This window comes from Kocuria atrinae (assembly GCF_039531425.1).
GTDB lineage: Bacteria > Actinomycetota > Actinomycetes > Actinomycetales > Micrococcaceae > Kocuria > Kocuria atrinae.
Map to the genome: position 1 here is coordinate 171,395 of NZ_BAAAQA010000002.1, position 19,768 is coordinate 191,162.

15 protein-coding genes are annotated in these 19,768 nt (G+C 65.4%); 10 read left to right on the plus strand and 5 right to left on the minus strand.

Annotation, left to right across the window (positions count from 1 at the left end; translation table 11 throughout):
- Positions 1-37 precede the first annotated feature (37 nt).
- Complete coding sequence (locus ABD283_RS01395) at positions 38-1,282, minus strand: aminotransferase class I/II-fold pyridoxal phosphate-dependent enzyme (RefSeq protein ID WP_344223275.1); 1,245 nt, start codon at positions 1,280-1,282, stop codon at positions 38-40.
- Between the two features lie 151 nt (positions 1,283-1,433).
- Here ABD283_RS01395 and coaD point away from each other — a divergent pair, with 151 nt between their 5' ends.
- The 5 genes from coaD (at position 1,434) to mutM (ending at position 4,512) form a co-directional block, all read left to right on the plus strand.
- On the plus strand, positions 1,434-1,916 hold the full coding sequence (gene coaD / locus ABD283_RS01400) for a pantetheine-phosphate adenylyltransferase (RefSeq protein ID WP_344223276.1): 483 nt from the start codon (positions 1,434-1,436) through the stop codon (positions 1,914-1,916).
- 155 nt (positions 1,917-2,071) lie between these two features.
- Positions 2,072-2,665, plus strand: a complete 594-nt coding sequence (locus ABD283_RS01405) for a YceD family protein (protein WP_344223277.1) — start codon at positions 2,072-2,074, stop codon at positions 2,663-2,665.
- Between the two features lie 2 nt (positions 2,666-2,667).
- Complete coding sequence (gene rpmF, locus ABD283_RS01410; RefSeq protein ID WP_031273047.1) at positions 2,668-2,871, plus strand: 50S ribosomal protein L32; 204 nt, start codon at positions 2,668-2,670, stop codon at positions 2,869-2,871.
- 2 nt (positions 2,872-2,873) lie between these two features.
- A complete protein-coding gene (rnc, locus tag ABD283_RS01415; RefSeq protein ID WP_344223278.1) occupies positions 2,874-3,578 on the plus strand; it encodes a ribonuclease III in 705 nt (234 codons plus the stop codon).
- A gap of 4 nt (positions 3,579-3,582) precedes the next feature.
- On the plus strand, positions 3,583-4,512 hold the full coding sequence (gene mutM, locus ABD283_RS01420; RefSeq protein ID WP_344223280.1) for a bifunctional DNA-formamidopyrimidine glycosylase/DNA-(apurinic or apyrimidinic site) lyase: 930 nt from the start codon (positions 3,583-3,585) through the stop codon (positions 4,510-4,512).
- Here mutM and ABD283_RS01425 read toward each other — a convergent pair.
- The 3 genes from ABD283_RS01425 to ABD283_RS01435 all read right to left on the minus strand — a co-directional run bounded on the left by ABD283_RS01425 (position 4,430) and on the right by ABD283_RS01435 (position 9,564).
- Positions 4,430-5,773, minus strand: a complete 1,344-nt coding sequence (locus ABD283_RS01425) for an NAD-dependent epimerase/dehydratase family protein (protein ID WP_344223281.1) — start codon at positions 5,771-5,773, stop codon at positions 4,430-4,432. The genes mutM and ABD283_RS01425 overlap by 83 nt on opposite strands.
- On the minus strand, positions 5,770-8,463 hold the full coding sequence (locus ABD283_RS01430; protein WP_344223283.1) for an alpha/beta fold hydrolase: 2,694 nt from the start codon (positions 8,461-8,463) through the stop codon (positions 5,770-5,772). The genes ABD283_RS01425 and ABD283_RS01430 overlap by 4 nt, the downstream gene beginning before the upstream one ends.
- Before the next feature lie 75 nt (positions 8,464-8,538).
- Positions 8,539-9,564, minus strand: a complete 1,026-nt coding sequence (locus ABD283_RS01435; RefSeq protein WP_344223284.1) for a 3-oxoacyl-ACP synthase III — start codon at positions 9,562-9,564, stop codon at positions 8,539-8,541.
- A 278-nt stretch (positions 9,565-9,842) separates the two neighbouring features.
- Between ABD283_RS01435 and smc the strand changes: the two genes are divergently transcribed.
- A complete protein-coding gene (smc, locus tag ABD283_RS01440; RefSeq protein ID WP_344223285.1) occupies positions 9,843-13,496 on the plus strand; it encodes a chromosome segregation protein SMC in 3,654 nt (1,217 codons plus the stop codon).
- 168 nt (positions 13,497-13,664) lie between these two features.
- Here the strand turns inward: smc and ABD283_RS01445 are convergent, their stop codons facing one another.
- A complete protein-coding gene (locus ABD283_RS01445) occupies positions 13,665-14,951 on the minus strand; it encodes an MFS transporter (protein WP_425552783.1) in 1,287 nt (428 codons plus the stop codon).
- Between the two features lie 85 nt (positions 14,952-15,036).
- On the opposite strand from ABD283_RS01445, the gene ftsY reads away from it, so the two are divergent.
- The 4 genes from ftsY (at position 15,037) to ffh (ending at position 19,763) form a co-directional block, all read left to right on the plus strand.
- A complete protein-coding gene (gene ftsY / locus ABD283_RS01450) occupies positions 15,037-16,104 on the plus strand; it encodes a signal recognition particle-docking protein FtsY (protein WP_344223367.1) in 1,068 nt (355 codons plus the stop codon).
- A 270-nt stretch (positions 16,105-16,374) separates the two neighbouring features.
- On the plus strand, positions 16,375-17,691 hold the full coding sequence (locus ABD283_RS01455) for an ammonium transporter (RefSeq protein WP_344223286.1): 1,317 nt from the start codon (positions 16,375-16,377) through the stop codon (positions 17,689-17,691).
- A complete protein-coding gene (locus tag ABD283_RS01460; RefSeq protein WP_016997876.1) occupies positions 17,688-18,026 on the plus strand; it encodes a P-II family nitrogen regulator in 339 nt (112 codons plus the stop codon). The genes ABD283_RS01455 and ABD283_RS01460 overlap by 4 nt, the downstream gene beginning before the upstream one ends.
- 156 nt (positions 18,027-18,182) lie before the next feature.
- A complete protein-coding gene (gene ffh, locus ABD283_RS01465; protein ID WP_344223368.1) occupies positions 18,183-19,763 on the plus strand; it encodes a signal recognition particle protein in 1,581 nt (526 codons plus the stop codon).
- Positions 19,764-19,768: the final 5 nt, after the last annotated feature.

A 19,768-nucleotide genomic window follows, 5' to 3' on the forward strand; every position in this document is an offset into this window, starting at 1 on the left:
GTTCCCGAGCTTCCTCAGGGCTACATGGCTCTGGATTTCAAAGCGACAGGGTGAGATCGGCCATCGCCTTGCGCAGCACATCGGTGCGCTTGCAGAAAGCTAACCGGAGCCAGTCCGCGTAGAGGCCCCGGTTGGCTTCACCCACGAACGCGGAGACTGGAATCCCCACGACTCCGGCGTTCTCGGCCCAGTGCTCGCCGAGTTCTTTGGCGTTGCTGACTCCGGCCAACGCGTAGTGATCACTGACATCGGCCACCGCGAAAAAGGTGCCTTGCGGTTCCGGCGGGTTCAACCCGGCCTCGCGTAAGCCGTTGACCAAAACGTCACGCCGGTCGCGGTAATCGACCAATAGGTGCTCGTAGAACTCGGGTGAGAATCCCACGGCCTCCGCGACGGCATGTTGCAGGGGAGCGGCCGCACTGTGGGACATGTACGACTTCACCGCGGTGACCCCGCGGATCAGGTGCTCCGGGCCGCTGACCCAGCCCACGCGCCACCCCGTGGCGGAAAAGGTCTTTCCCGCGGATGACACGGTCAAGGTGCGATCGAACGCACCGGGCAGAGTGGCGATCGGGACGTGCTGCCCGTTGAAGCGCAAGTGCTCGTAGACCTCGTCGGTGACGATTACGGCGTCGAACTCGGTGGCCAGCTCGACCAATTGCGTGAGGAACTCGCGCGATGCCACGGTGCCCGTGGGGTTGTGCGGGTCGTTGAGGATCACGGCGCGGGTTCGGGGCGAGAAAGCAGCGCGAACGTCGTCGGGATCGGGTGTGAACGCGGGCGGCAAGAGCGGAACAGGAACCGCGGTGGCCCCAGCGAAGCGGATTACCGCACCGTAGAGGTCGTAGTGGGGTTCGAACACGACCACCTCGTCTCCGGGCTCCAGGAAGGACAACAGGCTGGCCGTCAGTCCCTCGGTGGCACCGGCACTGACGATGATCTGGGACTCGGTGTCCAGCTCCTGGCCGTAGAAGTGACGCTGGTGTTCGGCAATGGCGGTACGGAGCGCCGGGATGCCCTTGATGGGCGCGTATTGATTGTGACCCGCGGCCAACGCCTCCGACGCGGCGTCGACCATGCGTTCGGGCGCGGGGAAATCCGGGAAGCCCTGGCCGAGGTTCACGGCACCGGTGCGCTGGGCAAGCGCCGTCATCTCCTCGAAGACCGTGGAGCGCAGCTGTCCAGAAGTATCCAGGAGCCCGCCGCCGGCGGCCATGCGCTGCCACGGCGCGGCGACCTGCTGGGAGGGAGTGGACGGTGAACCGGAGGTGTGCGCTGTCATGGAATCAGTCTAGGGAAGGCTCCTCGCGTGGCCGAGCTGCGTCGTAACGATTGCTGTGCGGTGCATTGGTCGGGCGGTGGGGCTGTCGGTGCGGCGGGGCTGGTCGACGGGAGGGCGCCGTCGGCGTGCGCCCGGCCGTTAGGGTGGAGGAATGCGACGCGCAATCTGCCCCGGCTCCTTCGACCCGATTCACCTGGGCCACGTGGCCGTGATCCGCCGCGCTTGTCGGCTCTTCGACGAGGTGATCGTGGCGGTGTCCACGAATCCCAACAAGAAGCACCGGTTCGACGAGCAGACGCGGCTGCGGCTTGTGCGCGAGGTGTTCGCGGATGAACCCTCGGTGGTCGTGGAGCCGCTGGAATCCGGGTTGATCGCCGATTATGCAGCGAGCCGTGAGGCCGTGGCGCTGGTCAAGGGGCTGCGCAACGGCGCGGACTACGACTACGAACTGCCCATGGCCACCATGAATCGCACCCTCACCAGCGTGGAGACCGTGTTCATCCCGGGGGAGCCGTCGCTGCTGCATTTATCCTCTACGCTCGTGATGGAAGTCCACGGCCTGGACGGGGACGTCAGCGAGTTCGTCCCGCCCCAGGTCCTGGACGCCATCAAGGAACGCGACCGCGCAGCATAGCCGCGTTCCGACCCCACCATTCATCAGTCCGCACCGAAGCACGTCAGCCACTACACCGTGGCGGGAACGACGCCGCTCGGCGGGCCCCGCGTGGCCCGTCACCGTGGGTGCGTGCTACCATGATCTGTCGGCCCATGTCGTCAGCCAGGAGTTTCGTGATTAACCGCAATAGTTCAGCCCTTACGCACAGCGTCCGGGATCTCGAACACCGTCCGGGGACCATGCGAAACCTGGAGATTGAGGTCCCCGCGCCAAAGGACTTTGGTACGGAGGTCATAGGTTCGCCAGAAGGCGCGCCCATGGATCTGCAGCTTCGACTCGAATCCGTGCACGACGGTATTCTGGTATCCGGAACCGTCATAGTCAGTATTCACGGTGAGTGCAGCAGATGTCTCGATCCGATTGACTATGATTTACCGGTCGACGTACAAGAACTTTTCGTGTTCGATGCCTCTCCCGAAGGTGACGAGGACATTGAAGACGAGCAAGTGTATGAAGTGCGGGACGAGGAAATTGATCTCGAACCCATGCTTCGGGACGCAGTGATCATTCAGCTGCCGTTCAAACCGGTGTGCCGGGCTGACTGCCCGGGTCTGTGCGCCCAATGCGGTGCGCGACTCGAGGAAGACCCGGATCACCACCACGAAGTGCTTGACCCACGTTGGTCCGCTCTGGAAGGGCTGTTGAGCAGTACCGACCAGGGTTCTAACACTTCGGACCAGACAACCGAGACGAGAGAAGAGAGATAGCCGTGGCTGTTCCCAAGCGGAAACTTTCCCGTGCGAATACCCGGATGCGCCGCTCCCAGTGGAAGGCTAACGCCCCCAAACTGGTGAAGACCGTCGAAAACGGCAAGGTGAGCTACAGCCTGCCGCACCAGGCTAAGGTCGTTTCCGATTCCGCCGGCACCCCCTTGTTCTACGAATACAAGGGACGCAAGGTAGCTGACGCGTAAGCGTGACTACCATGCCGGATTCCGGTGCATTGCTTGAGCGTCTCGGTGTCGATATCGGCACCGAGACGCTTCGCATTGCGCTGACACACCGCTCCTACGCGTACGAACACGAGGGCGAAAAACACAACGAGCGCCTCGAGTTCCTGGGAGACGCTGTTCTCCAGTTGGCCGTGACGGACGAGATCTTCCATCGCTACGGTGACTGGAGCGAGAGCCAGCTGGCCAAACTTCGCGCCTCGGTGGTTTCCTCACGCACTCTCGCGGACATTGCACGGTCTCTGGACCTCGGTCCGCACATTCGCCTGGGCAAGGGCGAGATCCGCACCAGGGGTAGCGAAAAGCCATCGATTCTTGCGGACACCATGGAAGCCCTGATCGGCGCCACTTACGAGTCCACCGGTGACAAGCCGGCCCGCGACCTGGTGCTCCGTCTCATTATTCCGCTGCTCGAAGACTCCCACGTGCTCCATGAGGGCCGTGACTGGAAGACCGAGATCAGCGAGCTCTCCGCCCACCACGGTTTGGGACCGGTGCGTTACGACGTCGCTGGCACCGGACCCGATCATGCCCGCCACTTCGAGGCTTCCGTCTCCCTGAACGGTAATGTCATGGGCCACGGTGAGGGAACGTCCAAGAAGGCCTCCGAACGCGCTGCTGCGGCGGCGGCTTGCCAAGCGATTTACGACCGTTACGGCCCCAAGGCCTGAACTCGTGCCCGAACTTCCCGAAGTAGAAGTTGTCCGGCGCGGCGTAGCCAACTGGGTGGTCGGCCGCACCATCGAACACGTGACCGTCAATGACGAGCGCTCCGTGCGCCGGCACGTGGCCGGACCCCAGGACTTTATTGACCGGGTGACCGGTCTGACCGTCACGGACGCGCAACGCCGGGGGAAATTCCTTTGGCTGCCCGTCCGTTCAGCTGACGAAACCGAGGCAACTCGAGCCCTGCTCGTGCACCTGGGGATGAGTGGCCAGCTGCTGGTGGCATCCAACGGCCAGCCCGCGCCCCGGCACGAACGGCTGCGCTTCGAACTGTCCCCGGCCCCATCCGAGACGGGGGAATCTCTGCCGGAGCAACTGCGCTTCGTGGATCAGCGGATCTTCGGCGGAATGCTCCTGGACCCGCTGGTGCCGAGTCCGCAGGGCGGGGGACCGGTTCCTGAACACGCCGCCCACATAGCCCTGGATCCTTTGGATCCCGCCTTTGATACAGCTGTCTTCCATGCTTCTCTGCGGCGCAAGAAGACCGGTATCAAACGCGCCCTGTTGGACCAGGGCCTGATCTCCGGGATCGGTAACATCTACGCGGACGAGGCCCTGTGGGCTGCCCAATTGCACTGGGCCGCACCCACCGAAACGATGACGGCGGCCAAGACACAGCGGCTGATCGAAGCCTGCCAAGCCGTGATGCGCCGCGCCCTGGATGCCGGCGGGACGAGTTTCGACTCGCTCTATGTCAATGTGAATGGTGAGTCCGGGTACTTTGCCCGTTCACTCAACGCTTACGGTCGCGCGGGACAACGGTGCCCGCGGTGTGAGGCCGCGGGCACCGAGGGAACTATTCTGCGCGAACGCTTTGCGAATCGTTCATCGTATCGCTGCGACCACTGCCAGCGGCGTCCGCGGCGCGCTCGGCCCTGACGCGCTGATCGTCGGCGACCTCCGTGACCCGTTCGGCCGCCACCGAGCCGGTGTTGCGCTCGGGGCGCGGTCTGTCCTTGTAATGCTGGGACAGGCGCTCCATGCCCTGGTCGATCGTCACGGACGGCTTCCAGTCCAGCAGCTTGTGCGTGTCCTTTTGATCGAACCAGTGCGCGGTGGACATCTGCTCGGCCAGGAACTCCGTCATGGGCGGCTCGGAATCGTGTCCGCGCAGCTTGGCCGGGATATGGGGCCAGACTTTCTCGATGACCTTGCCTGCAACACGAGCCGCCTTTCCGGGCACGGACCGGGTGGGGGCGTCGACACCGGCAGCGGCACACATGCGTGCGACCAACTCACCCACGGGGCGGGGCTCACCATTGGTCACCACAATGGCCTTGCCGTGGGTGAAGTCGATGCGCTCCAGGCAGCGTGCAATTGCCTCGGAAGCGTTGTCGATGTAGGTCGTGTCGATCATGGCCGCGCCATGGTCCAGGTTGGGCAGTCGGCCCGCGCCCGCACGGTCCACGATTCGCTCCACGAGCTGTGTGTCGCCCGGGCCCCACACGATGTGCGGCCGGATGGCGGCCACGCGCAGGCCGCGGCCATCGGTTTCCAGGGCCAGTAGCTCGGCGGCGGCCTTGGAACGGGCATAGTTGCCGCGCGCGGTGCGCGGGTTGGCGGGCTCTGCACCCGCGCCCTCGATCGAGGTGCCCGCGTGGGCCACGGACGGGGAAGAGACAAATACGACGTTCTGCACGCCGAGTTCCTGCGCCACGGTCAGCAGCACGCGCGTGCCGGTGATGTTCACGTGTACGAAGTCTTCCCAGTCACCGGCGAACGAGACCTTGGCGGCCAGGTGCACGATGTCGTCCACACCTTCAAGCGCCTTGGCCACGGCCCCCGGGTCGGTGACCGAGCCGAGCACCTCGTCCACACCCTCGCGGTTGGCCACGGTGGCGTGTCCGCGCTGGAAAACGCGCACGCGCCAGCCCTTTTCGAGCAGGGTGCGTGCGACCTCGCCGCCCAGCATTCCGGAAGCGCCGGTGACCAGAACGGTGCGGCCCTTGCCGGTCAGCTCGCCTTCGGTCGACGTGGAGCCGACCTCGTCGCGACGGGAGCTCTTCGTCGATTCGGGCGCCGACGACGTCGCCGTCGGCGCCTTGGCCTTGCGGTCGCCCGTGGTGTCCGCTGGAGTGTCCGCGCGGTGGTGTCCGGAACGGGAAACGGGGTCGGGAGTGATGTCTGGGGATTTACTCACAGTGCGCTCATCTTTCCGCCGGAAAGTACGCGCTCAGCCCACTGGCTCAACGCGGCCCGATCAATCTTGGAATTGTGTCGGATATCGGTGGGGTGTTCGGGAATCACCATAACCGCGCTCGGGCGGATTCCGGTGGCAAACTCCACGGTGGCTCGCACCCGATCTGCGAGGTCAGCCGGGGCAAGACCCGGTTTCTGCGGCGCGGGCTCGGTTTCGATCACTGCCACGGTGGTCTGCGAACCCTGCGGGCCCACTCCCACCAGTGCGGTGCGGCCCACACCGGGGATCGATTCGGCGGCATGTTCGGCAGCCACCGGAGTGACCGGGCCGCGCGACGTATTGATCACGTGGGCCAACCGGCCCTCGACCCACAGGCGTTCCTTGGCGTCAAAGTGGCCGACGTCGCCCGTGCGGTGCCAGCCCGGGGTCTGGTCCGAGATGCGCTCGGTGATCCACAGCCGGTCGTAGTGGTCCTTGGCGTGAGGTGCCCGGGCCACGATTTCACCGGTGACACCCGGTTCGGTGGTGATCTCGTCGATCACCGCGCCCGAGTGATCGAGCGGCAGGATACCCAACTGGGCACCGTGAACGGGGGTGCCCACGCACACGCCGTTGCCGGCACCGGGGAAGCCCATCTGGGCGTCCTCCCGTGCGGCTCGAATGACATTCAGGCTGACATCGGTGAGCGGCAGCGCCTCGGTCATGCCGTACGGCGTGTGTAGCTCTGCGGCCGGGAGCAGTGTCTGGAGACGCTCCAGGAGTGCTTCCGGGATCGGAGCGCCGGCAGAGAGCATCAGATTCACTCGGGACAGTGCATCGCGCTGCGCCGGTGCGAGCTCATCTGCCGTGGTCAGAACGTTGGAGATGGCCGCGGGGGAGGCGAAGATCGCGGTGGCGTCGATGGCCATCACGGCTTCGGCGAGAGCGCGCGCGGTCAGCGTCTTGGGCTGAGTTACGTCCATGTCCGGGGTCACCGATGCGGCTCCCAGAGCGGGGCCCAGAAGTGCGAACGGCGCGAAGCCTGCCACCAGGCCGGTTCCCGCGCGCAGCCCGTAGGTCACGCGGATTGCATCGCGCATGCCCGCCATCTGACGGTGCGTGTAGACCACGCCCTTGGCGGGGCCGGTGGACCCGGAGGTGAACAACACGGCGGCCTCGGCATCCGGATCCACGACTGGCAATTCGCCGTGGTTCACGGTGGTGACAGAGTCCAGCAGCTCCGGAATGGTGTGCTCGATGCCCAGGGCCTTCTTGGTCACGGGGTCCAGGCTCACTGCGGAGATCTTGCGTCCGGGCCACCCGAGGGCCTTGGCTCCCACCAGGGCCTTACGGATACCGATGAACCAGTCAGGGGAGGAACCCTTGAGTGCACGGGTCAACCCCTTGCGACCCAGGCCCTGGTCCGCGACCACGATCACGGCGCCAATGCGCAAGCAGGAGTAAATCAGGGTGGTCAACAGCGAACTCGGGGGGACCATGAGGTTCACGCGATCGCCGGGGCGCACCCCGGTGCGCAACAGGGCGGCACCCAGGCGATCCACCTCGGAGCTGAGCTGCGCCCAGGTCACAGTGCGTTCCACGTTCAAGGCCGGGGCAGTGCCGTCCATGGTCTGGGCGACGGGGCCCATATCCACCACGGCGGGGGAGTCATCGGTTCGCCGGGCATCGAGCTCAGCGAAGAACGGGGAGAAATCGTCAGAGGCGTTGGCGCGCTTCTCCCGGTGCTGCTGCGTGAGCGGCAGCCCATCGCCGAAGTGCTCGTCGAGCCACGTGAGGATGGGGGTTGCGATATCGCGGGATTCACCCACCAGGTGCTTAGCACCCTCAAAGCGGTGGACGTCCGCGTGCGGGGCACGGCGCAAGAGGTCGTCCAAGTAGCGCTGCTGGAAAACGGGATCGTTGGTGCCCCACAACAGCAGCGTGGGAACCTCGCGGGCGCTCATGCGACCCGCAATGCGCTCGTAGGCAGCGTGCGAGGGGTGGTCCTTGGGAGCGGGGATGTCCGCCACGAAATTCGCAATGGCCTGACGGCGTTCGCGCGTGCGGTACGGGGCCTTGAAAGCCTTCTTGACCTCGCGGCTCGGAGCCGGATCGGCCAAGGCGAGAGTGGTGTCCAGGAAAGCGGTGGTTTCCTTGGTGAGCGGCTGGTGCAACGCGGAGTTCAGAGCGACCTGCAGCGCGGTGGGGATGGGTTCCGCGTTGTCGTGGTGAACCGCAGTGTTGGTCAGAATGGTGGCCGCATGGATGTTCGGGTGTTCCTGGGCCCAGCCCTGGGAAATCAGGCCGCCCCAGTCGTGGGCCAGCGTGACCACGGGGACGTCCGCCGTATCGATACCGAGTTCGGCGGTGAGATCGCTCAGGTCCTGGACCCGGTCCTCCAAACGGCGGAACAGCTCGGTGCGCTCGGAGAAGCCCATGTCCAACTGGTCCACGGCGACCACGCGCCAGGGCTGGTCGGAATCGGTTGCGGCTTCAAGCACGCTGTGCCACAGGTAGGACCACGTGGGGTTGCCGTGCACTGCCAGGATGAGGCCGCGCGGGGTCTTGCCCGCTTTTTCCAGTGCGGGACCGTTGTCCAACAGGTGCCAGCGACGCTTGCGACCGCGCACGGGTTCCACGGCGGCGGTGGAGGCAACCGTGACCGTGGTGGACCATGCCGGATCGATTCCCGGGAGAGGTACCTCACTCATGGGCAGTCGCGGGGCGGTCTGGGGCGATCGAGAGTTTTTCTTGCTCACGGTTGAACTTCACTTTCTCTCAGGCGTTTACCAGGCCAATTCCATCAGGGTCGTGTTCAGGCCGGACCCAACACCCAGGCACAGCACCCGATTTCCCGGTTGAAGCTTTTCGGCTTCGAGCGCAAGGGTCATGGGCAAGGCGGCCGCGGCAACATTGCCCCAATACGGGAACGTGAGTGGTACGCGCTCGGGATCCAACCCCATGTCGGCAATGAGTTTGTTGGTGTGTGAGTTGGACACCTGGTGGGTCACGTAGCTGTCCATATGCAGCCAGTCCCAGCCATCGGCCTCGGCCTCTCGCATGGCGTCGACGACCAGCCCCACCCCGTGGTTGAGCAGCCCGGTGGCATTGGTGAACATGCCCTCGTCACCGCCCACGCACAGCTCGTGGAACTCGGTGCCGGCGCGCGTCACGGAACCCACGATGCGGTGGGCATCCGGGTGCTTGTCGGCCGGGCCCACTACGGCGGCCGCTGCACCGCAGCCCAGGGTGAGCGTGGCGAACTCCTCGACCACCTGTTCCCGGGTGATGCCGGGCCTCTTCAACCGTTCCACCGCCGCACGGTGCCACGGGGAGGGGTCTTCGCCGTTGACGATCAGCGCATACTCAATGGCACCGGAATCGATCATGGACGAGGCCACGGTCAAAGCATTGAGGAAGCCCAGGCACGCATTGGTGATGTCGAAGTTCAGGGCGGAACTGGGCATACCCAGCCGATGGTGGATGCCCACGGCCACGGCGGGTTCAAAGTTGTCGCGGGTCACGGAGGAGTTGATGAACAACCCGATCTGTTCCGGCTTGATGCCCGCCTGGTCCAGTGCAGCCTGTCCGGCTTCTGTCGCGCCGTCCGAGAAGTGCCGGCCGGGTGCCCACATGCGCCGTTCCCGAATGCCCGCGAGGCGTTCTAGGAGTCCACGCGGCAAACGCAGTCGCTTGAAGGTGTCGGCGAGCTCATCATCGAACCGCGTTGAGGGGACCACCTCATCTGCTTCCACTTTGGTAATGGACAGCACGGCTGCATTGCGGTTTCTAATGGTTGAGTTTCCGATCAACGTGGCGCTTTCGAGACAGGGCTCTCCCCGCGCCGTGATGAATCGATAGATGATTCATCGCCTCGGGCGCTCGAGCGAGCAGGCGGACTGGACCGGCTTAGTCTATCGATCAGTTTCAAACTCGAGGCCAGTGGCTCCCAGCCGTTTCTCTGCAGGCTGACTATTGACGGGTCCCTGATCCGCACGCCGGCGCGGGTACAGTGGTGTGGTTGCGCGAGCCCGTCCTCCCCTGACGAGGACCGCGCGGTGGTGAACATCTCACGCTAGGAGCCTCACACGTGCACTTGAAAACCCTCACCGTGCGCGGTTTCAAGTCTTTCGCATCGGCCACCACCTTCAACTTCGAACCCGGAGTCACCGCGGTCGTGGGCCCCAACGGATCCGGTAAGTCCAACGTGGTGGATGCCCTCGCCTGGGTGATGGGCGAGCAGGGCGCCAAGTCCCTGCGCGGCGGCAAGATGGAAGACGTTATTTTTGCCGGCACCTCCGGCCGGTCCGCCCTCGGCCGGGCGCACGTTTCGCTGACCATCGACAACGCCGACGGCGCCCTACCCATCGAATACAGCGAAGTCACCATTTCGCGCACACTGTTCAGGACGGGTGGATCCGAATACGCGATCAATGGCCGTTCATGCCGTTTGCTCGACATCCAAGAACTGCTCTCGGATTCGGGTCTGGGCCGGGAAATGCACGTCATCGTGGGTCAGGGCCAGCTGGACCGCATCCTGCAGGCCACTCCGGAAGACCGCCGCGGTTTCATCGAAGAAGCCTCGGGCATCCTCAAACACCGCCGCCGCAAGGAGAAGACCCTCCGCAAGCTCGATTCCCTGCAGTCCAACCTGGACCGCCTGGAAGATCTGGTGGGGGAGATCCAACGGCAGTTGACACCGTTGGGAAGGCAGGCGCGCACGGCACGCAAGGCCCAGCGCATCCAGTACGACGTGCGCGACGCCAAGTCCCGGTTGCTCGCGGACGACGTGGTGCAGGCCCGAGCCGCGTTACAGACCGATAGCGCGTCCAGTGCAACCACCCGCGCGGAGAAACAGAAACTTGATCAACTGCTGGAGCAGCTGGCCGCCCGGCTTCAGGAGACTGAAGCGCAAGCCGCCCGCACGGCACCCGTGCTCAACGCAGCGCGCACGAGCTGGTACGAACTCAGCACGGTGCGCGATCGCTACCGTGCGCTGTCCTCGTTGGCGGGGGAGCGGCGTCGGCTTCTGGGCTCTGCCGAACCGGAGCAGGACACGGGTAAGGACGCGAACCGGCTCGAGGAACAAGCCGAGCGCAGCCGGACGGAGGCCGCGGGGCTCGAAGAGCGGGTCGCCGAATCCCGGGAACACTTGACGTCGGTGGAAACCGCGCGCCGTGAGGCTGAAGAAACCGCACGAGCCGCCGAGCAACGCACCGCGCAACTGCTGCGCGAGGCGGCGGATCGGCGCGCCGGGCAGGCCAAGTTGGCTGCCGCCGTGACCTCGGCACGATCGGGCCTGACCTCTGCGGAGGCCGACATCGAGCGGCTGCGGGTGGAAATCAACGATGTGATCGGCCGCTCCGAAGGGGCTCGTGGCGAACACAGCAAGCTCAGCGAGCGCGCGGAAACACTGCGCACAACGGCCGGACGCAGCGCTGAGCTTGCGGACCAGGCCCGTGAGAACGCCGAGCGGGCGGAGACGACCGCTCGCCAGGCCGAGGCTGAACGCCAGCGTGTGCTGCGGGAGCACCATTCCGTGGCGGTGCGCCTGGACACGCTGCAACAGTCCATGCCGCAACCCGATGGTTCGCAAGCCGTTTCGACCAGTCACGGGGACGCCGTGCTGGGCGCGGTCTCGGACGCGGTTCGCGTGGCAGAAGGCTGGGAACGCGCCGTGGGCGCGGCACTGGGGCCATGGTCCGAGGCGCTCGCGGTTCGTTCCCATACGCGCGCCGCAGAGATTTTCGCGTCCCTGCGATCCGAGGACCGCGGTCGCGTCAATGTCCTGGTGACCTCTGGACGTCACGCGGCGGGGGAGCCAACCAGTCTGAAACTGCCCGAGGGCGCGGTGCGTGCGGTCGAGGTGCTGTCGGGATCGCCCGAGGCCTCAACGAACCCGTCGGGGGAAGCGATTCTTACCTCGGTGCGCAGCCTTCTCGAGTCAACGGTCCTGGTTCCCGACACCGCCGCGGCCGTTGCCGTGGTGGATGCAGCCGAGGCAGCGGGTATCAACGGCATTCGGGCGGTGACCGCCGATGGAGATGTCTTCGGGACCTATCGGGCTCAGGGCGGTGCCGCGGAGGCGGCCGGCAGCCTGGAGATTCACGCGCAGATCGATAAAGCTCGCTCGGAGGTCGAGCGTTGGTCACGTGAGCTGGAGACCGCCTCAGCCGCGGCCAAGGACGCCGATGCCCTTCGGACGGAGGCCACCGCCAAGTCCCGCGAGGCGGGTGGTGTGGCGCGTGATCAGCAGAAGGCCGCCTCGGATGCCGCGAATGCGCTGAGCCGTGCCGAAGCGGTCTTGGCGTCCGCGGATGCGGAATTGCAGCGGCGTCGTGAGGCGCTCGCGACCGCGGAACAGCGACTCGGTGAACGCGAGGCGCAATTGCAGGAGGCCGTGGCCCGCGCTGAGGCTGTGGACAGCGGCGACGAGGAGACCCTCGAGCGGGACCAGTTGGAGGCGGCGTCGGCGAAGGACCGGGCCGATCGTGCGGCTCGCGAGGCTCGCGAAACCGAGACTCAGGCTCGCTTGGCCCTGCGGGGGTTGGAGGAACAGCATCGATCGGTCCAGTCCCGCGCGCAGTCTCAAGCGCGTGCCGCCCAGGCCGAGCGCGTGGCACAGGCCGAGGCCGCGCGGCGCGCCGAACGACGCCGCGTGCAGGCCGCTGTCGCCCAGGCTGTGGTCCAAGCCGCCGATTATCTGCGGCTGCGCGCTGAAGTATCCGTGACCGAAGCCGCGCGAGTTCGTGATGCCGCGGACACGGAACGGGCCGGGCTGGATGAGGCCGCCGGACGGCTGCGCGCCGAACGAGACGAACTGGCCAAACGTCTCAGCGAGGTCACCGAACAACTGCACCGCGAAGAGCTTGACCTGGCTCAGCGGCAGGCCAAGCTGGAAGCTCTCGAGAAGTCGTCGCTCGAGGAGCTCGGTATGACGCCGGACTACCTGGTGGACCACTACGGCCCGCATCTGCCGGTACCGGACGCGGACGCCGTGTTGGAAGCCGCTCAGGAGGCTGAAGAACGCGACGAGGTCCAGGACATGGATCGCATGCCGGCCATGACGGATCCGGGCGCGCCGTTCCGGCGTGATGAGCAGGAAACCCGGTTGCGCCGTGCGGAGAAGCAGCTCAAGGCACTGGGCAAGGTCAACCCGCTGGCGCTGGAAGAATTTGCGGCGCTGGAGGAGCGCCACAGCTTCTTGGTGGAGCAGCTCGAGGACGTCAAGAACTCACGCGCGGATCTGCGCAACATCATTCGACAGGTGGACGAGCACGTGGAACGGGTGTTCACCGAGGCCTACCAGGACACCGCCGAGCAATTCGTGGACGTCTTCGCAACACTGTTCCCCGGTGGCGAGGGACGCCTGCGCCTGACCGACCCGGACGACATGCTCACCACCGGTGTGGACGTGGAGGCGCGACCGGCCGGTAAGAAGATCAAGCGACTCTCGCTGCTGTCCGGCGGCGAGCGCTCGCTGACCGCTCTCGCATTGCTCGTGGCCATCTTCAAGGCCCGGCCCTCGCCGTTCTACGTGATGGACGAGGTGGAGGCCGCGTTGGACGACCGCAACCTGGGCCGCTTGCTGACGATTTTCCAGCAGCTGCAGGAGAGCTCTCAGCTCATCATCGTGACGCACCAGAAACGGACCATGGAGATCGCGGACGCCCTGTACGGTGTATCGATGCGCGGGGACGGCGTCAGCCTGGTCGTGGGGCAGAAGCTCGCGGAACTGCGCTGACACAAGTCCTCGCTGGATTGGGCCCGGCTGGATTGAGCCCGTTTGATCTCGACCGGGAGAACGCCCGGCTGATCTCGACCAGGAGACCCCGAGCCCGGTGGCCCTGAGCCTGGTTGACCTGGACCGGGAGGATCTGGGCCAGACCACCGCGGACCAGGCTGCCCCGCATCAGGCGGCCTGTTTATTGTTGTCGGGATTCTCTTCCGGGGGCATGGTTTCTTTAGCGGGCAACCACGCGAGCGCGGCCAAGAGCATGAGGCCACCGGAGACACCAAAGGCCCATCCGAAACCGGCGGCATCCGCCAGAGCGCCCGCCAGAATGGGGCCCAGGATCTGACCCGCGTCCGCGCTCATCTGGTAGCGGGAGAGCACCTTGCCGCCGGCCCGCTCCGGACCGATCACGTCCGCGACCGCCGCTTGCTGTCCGGGGTTCAACGTGCCGGAACCCATGCCCGAGATCAGGGACAGGATCACGAACAGGGGAACGGAAGAGACCAGTCCCACCCCGATGGTTGCCACCGCGCACACGATCAGGCCCGTGAGGATCAGCGGTTTGCGGCCCAATTTGTCGGTGAGACGGCCGGTGAAGGTGAGGGCCAGGGCGTTACCTGCCGCGAACACGGCCAGAGCCAGACCGGCGACCTGCGGCCCCTCACCGACGAGCTGTACGGCCAACAGGGGGATCAGCGCCACGCGCACCCCGTAGGCGGTCCATCCGGTGGCAAAGCTGGACACCAGGGCGGAACGGTAAGCACCCACTTCGAAAGCCTCGCGGAACTTCATGGGCTGCTGCGGGTTCTTGGCCTTGCGAGCGGCGAGGGTTTCGTCCTTGAGCCGGAAGTACACCACGGCGGAGGCGATCAGCAGGGCTACCGCGTAAATGATGAAGGGTGCCTGCATGCCGAATCCGGCGAGCAGCCCGCCCACCACGGGGCCCAGAATGCCGCCCAGCAGGAAAGCCGTGGCGTAATAACCGGAAATCCGTCCGCGCATCCGGGGCGGTGCCAAGCGCACGATCAAGCCCATGGCGGAGACGGTGAACATGGTGGAACCGACACCACCCAGCCCGCGGAACAACAGCAACTGCCAGTAGGTCTCCGCAAATGCCGTGGCCGCCGCGGACAGCGCGACGACCAACAGACCGATCAAATACGTGGGCCGCTCACCCAGTTTGTTGACGACCGCGCCGCTGGCCGGGGCGAACAGCAACCGACACAGGGCGAAGGCACTCACCACGGCGGAGGCCGCCGCGACTCCCACCCCGAAACTCGAGGCGAACTGGGGCAGCACCGGAGCTACGATCCCGTATCCGATGGCGATCACGAACGCCGCGGCGATCAACACCTTGATTTGAGAAGGCACCTTCTCCTTGCCCCGGGCAACCGTGGGCTGGGGGCCCGTCACGGGCGCGTTGGAGGGATCGGTGGGCGTGGGATCTTCGTTGGGGCGGGACACGTCGAACAGTTTATGGAACATTAGAAGGGTGACCACGACTCAATGGATTTGGATACTCGTTATAGCCGTCGTAGCGGTGGCACTCATGGTGATCTTCGGCACCATGCTGCTCCGCAAGCCCAAAGCCCCCAAGGGCGGCTACCAGCAAACCAGGGACATCGATGACGCCCCACCGGGTGAAGGGGACGTCCTCGTCGAGGAACGCCCGACCACCACTTTGGAGCGGCCTGAATCCGCAATGGGGCGCATGGCCCGGTTGCGCGGTCGCCTGTCCAAGTCGAACAACGTGTTGGGCAAGGGCCTGCTGGCGCTGCTGTCCCGTGAACGCATCGACCAGGACGTGTGGGACGAAATCGAGGATACGCTCCTCATGGCGGACCTCGGCACAGATGCGTCACTGGAACTGGTGGAAAACCTTCAGAAGCGCGTGCGGGTGGAAGGCACCAAGGATCCCGCTCACGTCAAGGCCATGCTGCGCGAAGAGTTGCTGAAGCTCGTCGATCCCACGATGGATCGCTCCATCAACTCCGTGGGCGCCCCCGGTAAACCCGCAGTGGTTCTGGTGGTGGGCGTCAATGGCGTGGGCAAGACGACCACGGTGGGAAAGCTCGCCCGCGTGCTCGTGGCCGAGGACCAGGACGTCCTCTTGGGCGCTGCGGATACCTTCCGTGCCGCCGCCGCGGACCAGCTCGAGACCTGGGGCGCCCGGGTGGGCGTTGCCACGGTGCGTTCCGAACAGGAAGGCGCGGATCCGGCATCGGTCGCCTTCGACGCCGTGCAGGCTGGTATCGATCAGGAATCGGACGTGGTGCTCATCGACACCGCCGGCCGTCTGCAGAACAAGGCCGGTCTGATGGACCAGCTGGGCAAGATCAAGCGCGTGGTCACCAAGGCAGCGGACGTGGACGAGGTGCTGCTGGTCATCGACGCGACCACCGGCCAGAACGGCATGACCCAGGCCAAGGTCTTCGCAGAGGCCGTCAACATCACGGGCATTGTGCTGACCAAGCTGGACGGCACGGCAAAGGGCGGCATCGTGGTCGCCATCCAGCGTGCCCTGGGTGTTCCGGTCAAGCTCATCGGCCTGGGCGAGGGTCCCGACGACCTCGCGCCGTTCGACGCGGACCAGTTCGTGGACGCTCTGCTCGACTGACGACGCCGCTCCGGTAGTTTTCGGCGCCCGCCCCGTTTTGGGGCGGGCGCTTTCTCATGCCTGCGCTTGTCACGCGGGTGTTCATGGGTGCGGAGGCGCTTGAACGCGGGGCCTTCGACCGTGATCCGTAACACGATTGTCACGAACAATGCCGCAATGAAACACGGCTGAAACCGACCCCGAAGCACAACCGAAACACGCGCGCACTTTACTCGTGATCAACGGAAAACCGTTGTACGGAACTTTGAGATTGAGACGAGGTGAGCTCGCGTGGAATTGACGGCGGGACACGTGTGGACTTTGGTGGCGGCGGGGTTGGTGTTTTTCATGACACCGGGGCTCGCGCTTTTCTATGGAGGCATGACCCGGGCCAAGGGCGTGCTGAACATGATGATGATGAGCTTCATCTCCATTGCGATCGTGACCGTGGTGTGGGTGCTCTGGGGAGCGTCCATGTCCTCCGGAGACCCCATCCTGGGTGGATTGGTGGCTGATCCCACCGCCAGCTTTGGCTTGCAGGGCCTGGTCGGTTCCGAGGACCTGCTCGGGAGCGCCTTCGGTATCACCTTCGCGATCATTACCGTTGCGTTGATCTCCGGCGCGATTGCCGATCGCACCAAGTTCGGTAGCTGGGTCGTGTTCACCCTGGTGTGGATCACCGCGGTGTACTTCCCGCTGTCCTTCATGGTGTGGGGTGGCGGCCTGTGGTCCGAGGGCGGCGCCATGGCCGAAATGTTCGGCGAACCCATCGACTTCGCGGGTGGACTGGTGGTCCACATCAACGCCGGTGTAGCGGCCCTCGTGCTCATTCTGCTCATCGGCGCCCGCAAGGGGTTCGGCAAGGACTCCGGCCAACGGCCCCACAACCTTCCCTTGGTCATGCTGGGTGCTGCGATCCTGTGGTTCGGCTGGTTCGGCTTCAACGTGGGCGCTGCGGCAACGGCCGAGCAAGCGGCACTGATCTGGACCAACACCCTGGTCGCCCCGGCGGCCGCCATGCTGACCTGGTTGCTGACAGAGAAAATCCGAGACGGTCACGCAACGTCCCTGGGCGCAGCCTCCGGCGTGGTGGCCGGCCTGGTGGCCATCACCCCCGCGTGCGCCAACGTCTCACCCCTGGGCGCCATCGCCCTGGCCGCCGTGGCCGGAGTGCTGTCCGCGCTCGCCGTGGGCATGAAGTACAAGATCGGCCTGGACGACTCCCTGGACGTGATTGGTGTCCACCTGGTTTCGGGCATCGTGGGTACCGTGGCACTGGGCTTCTTGGCGATCCCCTCCGAGGGCCAGGCCGGGCTGTTCTACGGAGGCGGCTGGAGTCTCATGGGCGCGCAGGTGAGCTCCACCGTGTTCGCCGTGCTCTACACAGGTGTACTCACGTTGCTCATCGGCCTGCTCATCAAGGTCACCATGGGCCTTCGCATCTCCACCCAGGACGAGGTGGACGGTATTGACGTCACCCAGCACGCGGAATCCGCGTACTCCCTCAAGGACGAGGCCACCGGCTACTTCGCCGGAGCCTCACCCTCGCGGCCCCTCCCCGGGACCGCTGAGGCCCCCGTCCACGCCAAGGAAGGATCTTCCCTGTGAAACTCATCACCGCAGTCGTACGACCGGACAAGTTCAGCGACGTCAAGGACGCACTGGAGGCCTTCGGGATCCAAGGAATGACGGTGCTCACCGTGCACGGCTACGGCCGGCAGCGCGGCCACACCGAGGTCTACCGCGGAGCCGAATACACCGTGGACCTCTTGGAGAAGGTGCGCGTCGAGACACTCGTGGCGGATGACATCGCTGCGGACGTGGTCAACGTGATCGTGTCCTCCGCCCACTCCGGTTCCGCCGGTGACGGAAAAGTGTGGGTCACCTCGGTGGACGAGATGGTGCGCGTGCGCACCGGCGAACGCGGGGAGTCCGCGCTATAGCGAGGCGGCGGCGTCGTCGACCGGAAAAGACCGAACGTACCGCGGGGCACTCAAGGAGGCCCCGCGGTACGTTCGTCTCGTTCCGAGGACCCGGTTGGGCTTGATAACCTGGGACACTGACCCCATCCGTTGACCGACGAAAGCAGCGACTGCCCCGTGTTCAACTCACTGTCCGACCGGCTTACAGCGACCTTCAAGAACCTGCGTGGCAAGGGCAGGTTGTCCGAAGCGGATGTGGACGCCACCGTACGGGAAATCCGCCGCGCCCTTCTCGAGGCTGACGTCGCGGTTCCCGTGGTCCGGGAATTCACCGCCACCATCAAGGAACGCGCACTGGGTTCCGAGGTGTCCGAGGCCCTGAACCCCGGCCAGCAGGTCGTCAAGATCGTCAATGAGGAACTCAAGAACGTTCTGGGTGGCGAGACCCGTCGCATCAACCTGGCCAAGTCCGGGCCCACCGTGATCATGCTCGCGGGTCTGCAGGGTGCCGGTAAGACCACCCTGGCGGGCAAGCTCGGTAAGTGGCTCACCGACCAGGGGCACAAGCCCGTTCTGGTGGCCTCCGACCTTCAGCGTCCCAACGCCGTGACCCAGCTCCAGGTGGTCGGCCAGCGCGCCGGCGTTCCGGTGTTCGCCCCCGAACCCGGTGCCACCTCAGAATTCGACGACCCCACCGGTGACCCCGTGGCGGTCGCCCGCGACGGCGTGACACACGCCCGCGCCAAGCTCTACGACGTGGTCATCGTCGACACCGCCGGTCGACTGGGTATCGACGAGGCCCTCATGCGTCAGGCCCGTGACATCCGCAATGCCGTGAACCCTGACGAAGTGCTCTTCGTCATCGACGCCATGGTCGGTCAGGACGCCGTCAACACGGCCAAGGCCTTCGACGACGGCGTGGACTTCACCGGCGTGGTGCTCTCCAAGCTCGACGGCGACGCCCGCGGCGGTGCCGCGCTCTCCGTCCGCTCGGTCACCGGCAAGCCCATCATGTTCGCCTCCACCGGCGAGGGTGTGCGCGACTTCGAGCAGTTCCACCCTGATCGCATGGCCTCCCGCATCCTGGACATGGGTGACGTCCTCACGCTGATCGAGCAGGCTGAGAAGCAGTGGGACAAGACCGAGGCCGAGCGCATGGCCAAGAAGTTCACCGATCAGGAGGACTTCACCTTCGAGGACTTCCTCGCGCAGATGCAGCAGCTGCGCAAGATGGGCTCGATGAAAAAGATGCTGTCCATGATGCCCGGCGCAGCCGGGATGCGTGAGCAGCTCGAAAACTTCGACGAGCGCGAGATCGACCGTGTGGAAGCCATTGTGCGTTCCATGACCCCGCACGAGCGGGTTGCGCCCAAGATCATCAACGGCTCTCGCCGCGCCCGCATTGCACGCGGTTCCGGTGTGTCCGTATCCGAGGTCAACCAGCTCATGGAGCGTTTCGCCCAGGCACAGAAAATGATGAAGCGTCTGGCCCAGGGCAAGGGAGTTCCCGGTATGCCCGGCGGCATCCCCGGCATGGGCGGCGGCGCCGGCGGTGGCGGTAAGAAGGGCAAGGCCAAGAAGAAGGGCGCCAAGGGGTCGCGGTCGGGTAACCCCGCCAAGCGCGCCCAGGAAAACGCGGCGATCGCCAGCGGTCAGAAGCCCGCGGCCAAGGGCAGTGCCTTTGGCGCGCAGCAAGAGCAACCGGATCTGGAGTCCTTGAACCTTCCCAAGGGCTTCGAGAAATTCCTCGGAAAGTGAGTTGG

Excerpts from the sequence above, each read along its gene's own strand:
- ftsY (WP_344223367.1), top strand. The coding sequence starts at position 15,037 with ATGGTGATCTTCGGCACCATGCTGCTCCGCAAGCCCAAAGCCCCCAAG.
- ABD283_RS01395 (WP_344223275.1), bottom strand. The coding sequence starts at position 1,282 with ATGACAGCGCACACCTCCGGTTCACCGTCCACTCCCTCCCAGCAGGTC.
- coaD (WP_344223276.1), top strand. The coding sequence starts at position 1,434 with ATGCGACGCGCAATCTGCCCCGGCTCCTTCGACCCGATTCACCTGGGC.
- ABD283_RS01430 (WP_344223283.1), bottom strand. The coding sequence starts at position 8,463 with ATGAGTGAGGTACCTCTCCCGGGAATCGATCCGGCATGGTCCACCACG.